Origin of the sequence: Emticicia sp. (assembly GCF_049241225.1) — a bacterium.
GTDB lineage: Bacteria > Bacteroidota > Bacteroidia > Cytophagales > Spirosomataceae > Emticicia.
The window spans coordinates 1,285-4,624 of sequence record NZ_JBMLRC010000403.1; the positions used below are offsets into that span (position 1 = coordinate 1,285).

General features: G+C 36.3%; 4 protein-coding genes. 2 read left to right on the forward strand and 2 right to left on the reverse strand.

The window, feature by feature from the left end:
• Positions 1–1,325, reverse strand: a 1,325-nt coding sequence (locus ACOVO2_RS21085; RefSeq protein WP_421771883.1) for a hypothetical protein, incomplete at its 3' end; no start/stop codon positions are given.
• A 219-nt stretch (positions 1,326–1,544) separates the two neighbouring features.
• Here ACOVO2_RS21085 and ACOVO2_RS21090 point away from each other — a divergent pair.
• Together ACOVO2_RS21090 and ACOVO2_RS21095 are read left to right on the forward strand one after the other, a co-directional pair.
• The gene (locus ACOVO2_RS21090; RefSeq protein ID WP_421771884.1) at positions 1,545–2,633 is read left to right on the forward strand and encodes a DUF2975 domain-containing protein; all 1,089 of its coding nucleotides are present in this window, start codon (positions 1,545–1,547) and stop codon (positions 2,631–2,633) included.
• Positions 2,634–2,636: 3 nt separating this feature from the next.
• Positions 2,637–2,864, forward strand: coding sequence for a helix-turn-helix domain-containing protein (locus ACOVO2_RS21095; protein ID WP_421771885.1), 228 nt, complete (start codon positions 2,637–2,639; stop codon positions 2,862–2,864).
• Positions 2,865–2,875: 11 nt separating this feature from the next.
• Here the strand turns inward: ACOVO2_RS21095 and ACOVO2_RS21100 are convergent.
• Positions 2,876–3,340 (reverse strand): DMT family transporter (locus ACOVO2_RS21100; RefSeq protein ID WP_421771886.1); only part of this gene is annotated, 465 nt, incomplete at its 5' end.

The window sequence follows — 3,340 nt, forward strand, 5'->3', positions numbered from 1 at the left end:
ATTATTCCCATTTCGTCTTCGGTGGTTAGTCCGAATCTTACGGTTTTGTCAGAAGTATTATTGTAGGTAATTCTTGAAGTTAGACCTTCACCTTTTTTGAGCGAAATATTGGGCGAATAATTGATTTTTTCGGGGTGCTCCCAATTGGTCGAGGTATAGACTATTTCTCCGTTTCTGGCACCGCCTTTGATTAAAATCTCAAATTTTTCGCCAAATTTATGGGTATGTGAGAAGAGCATCACGATTTTTACGTTTTTATCAAAAGTAAAATCTTTGCTTATTACTGTGCGAGTTTTGGCCGGAATTGTGAGATTCGTGTTGCCAAAATCAATCACTTTCAACACGTTTTTTACTTTGGCTTTTGGGGTCGTATAAAGATTGATATTTACTTCGCCTGGAATCGGTTTTGTTCCTTTGTTATAATAATGTGAATTCATATCAAAAGTGGCATTAGCGGGTACTTCTACGGCCGTTCCTTCGGGGAAAGTATAGTCATCGTTGGCTTCGCTACCACCAAAATTGAATACGTGATTACCCATCTGAGCGAAAGTTACGATGTTGTATGAGCCATCGGGATTGCGTAAATCACGAACTTGGTTGAGTGGCCCAAGGTTTGTGTTATTTCTGAAACCATACAAAATAAAATGATGACTTCCCGGACGCATACTTATTTGCATACGATTGACGTAAACGGTTTCGGTATTGCCTAAGGGTTTTCTGACAAATAATTCTCGCTCGAAATTGGGTGCTACATCAAATTTATCCAAAACCATTTGGTAGCCAGTGCCTGCTGCTGGCGGTTGTAAACCCAAGAAAGTTGAAGTGCTTGGTGTGGTATCATCGAGTAGCGAAGCATCGGCTACATTGCCTGTTTCGGGAGCTCCTGCTTCAATCCAACGCCTGATAAACTCGATTTGTCCGACCGAAAGTAAATCTCCACCGAGTGGCATAATTGAGCCGTAGCTTTTTCCTCCGTGATGGATTGGGTCATAGAAAAGTTTATGATAAAGCAAACTTTCGAGCGATTTGAAGGCTTTGACAAGTTTTAAACCATCTTGAATGGCGGTTTTGTTGACGGGAGTTACCTCAAATAAATTTTTATAAGCCTGTCCTTTAGCCAAAACCAACTTATGTTGAGCAAAAGTACCGTCGGATTGGGAGGCGTGACAGCCAGTTGTAGCACAACTCTTAGTCAAGATTTTATCTTGAATTAAATCAAAACTAGAAGCATTTGCTGCGATTGGCTCTTTTTGAGTACAAGAATTCATCAAAGTTGCCGTCAGAACCATGGCAGCCGAGAGCGTTGATAGAAGTGTATATTTCATAGAGATTGGTCAGTAGAATCTAATTCTTTAACGAACTTAGCCACAAAATGTTACTTTTTGACTAAAAACTTGATGAAAGGTTTAGTTTGAATAGATAATTTCAGAAATACCAATAAAGGGTTTTATATTGATTTGTAATGAAAATTTATTGTAAAACAATAAAAAATACTTGACTCGTAATAAATAGTTTGATAGATTTACAAAAAATCCTATCAATATATGAAATCTACTCCTAAAATCTTTGGACGAATTGCACTTGTTTTACGAATCATTCTTTGGATTCAGCTCCTGCTATTCATAATTTATCCAATTGCTATTATCTCTTCTCTGGATGGGTTTAAACATTTATTTGGAGAGAACAGACTTCACCTTGATACTGCGGGTTATTATAAGCACGCTGTAGCTTTAGCAAATAGACATAAAGGTTCGGAATTTTCCAGCATGAGTCGTCAGATTTATTCTCCCAAATTAAAGAAGGTAGCAGATTCTCTAATTGCCAGAAACAAACAACTTAAATTTTATCAAAATGGTAAATTAATCTATACGAAGAGCATTGATAGTTTGAATAAAGCAAACCCGAATTGGGTTTTTGAAATGCAATTGAAATTAGAGATGGATGGGTTGAACTCCAACATAAAACACACAGATTCGCTCATTAAAATAGGACATTTGACCTCTGCTTACTTTGACAGTACAGGTTCAATGAGTTCTCATGGTGCTACAAGAATGTCTCTCCCAATAAAAGGAGGTATTGATTTTTTTAGTGATGAGAAAATAAATTATGGTGATGAAGCAATGCAATTATCAAGAGATTTTAGCAATTCAAACTTACCACCAGAAGTTGTTTTATCGCAGAATGTTATATTAACAAAAATTGCTGATAAACCCAAAATTGAAATAATTGCGACGGGAAAAGGCACTTTTGAAGATAAGCTAATTTATTTCATGTCATTATTCTCTTTTTTTTATTTATTATTTGTAATTTTTGGTGTAACTTTTTTTCTACATCGATTCTTTGTTAGACTTTCAAAGGGTGAGATTTTTTCTGACCGTCAAGGTAGAGTATTTACTTGGATTGGGTTTATTTTTTTGCTCAACTTACTACTTTGGTTTTTATATACATTCTATCAAAAATATTTGATTACCAAGTATTTAGCAGTGAAAAATGCGGCACCGTCTCAGAATATCACATTCGAAGAATGCACTGTGCCTATTATCTACCTAATCGTTGGCTTATTTTGCCTTGCCTTAGCACAAGTTTTTAAATACGGCATGAAAATCGAGAAAGACAACGAACGAACTATCTGAGAAATGGCAATAATTGTAAATATTGATGTGATGATGGCAAAGAGAAAAATGTCTTTGTCGGAATTGGCGGAAAAAGTAGGCATTACTCTCTCAAATATGTCCATCTTGAAAACTGGCAAGGCAAGAGCTATTCGCTTAGAAACCCTCGATGCTATTTGTCGAGCCTTAGACTGTCAACCAGGCGATATAATTGAATTTGATGCATCCCGACCTTATGAAGAGCCAGATTAACGATTTTAAATTCATTTACTAAGTTTCTCTCGCTGCCCAACATAGAGCCCCACAATCACCAACGCAGTACCGAGAAAAGTATGGTAAGTAATGGGTTCATCAAGCAGAAAATAGGAGTACGTAAACCCAAAAATTGGGCATAAAAACAAGAAAAATGAAGCCTTGATGGCATCAACCTTAAGTAAATAAAGCCAGAGATTTACGGAGATAATAGAAACAGGTATGATTAACCAAAATTCTGATAATAAGAAGGTTAAATCATAATTATTTGGTTTACTGTGCATTAAAAATGTGAGCGGCAACATCAGCAAACCACCCAAAAAAACTTGCCAACCATTAATAGCCGTACGTGAAAGTTTCCAGTCGATATTTGAATAGTAAATGGTGCCGATAGAGTAGGAGAGCATACTCAAAAACATATACAATAAACCCAGTGGAGTGGCATAACTATTTTGAATAAGTGGATAACAGGCCAA

Coding starts and splice junctions, on each gene's coding strand:
- ACOVO2_RS21095 (WP_421771885.1), top strand. CDS start 2,637: ATGGCAATAATTGTAAATATTGATGTGATGATGGCAAAGAGAAAAATG.
- ACOVO2_RS21090 (WP_421771884.1), top strand. CDS start 1,545: ATGAAATCTACTCCTAAAATCTTTGGACGAATTGCACTTGTTTTACGA.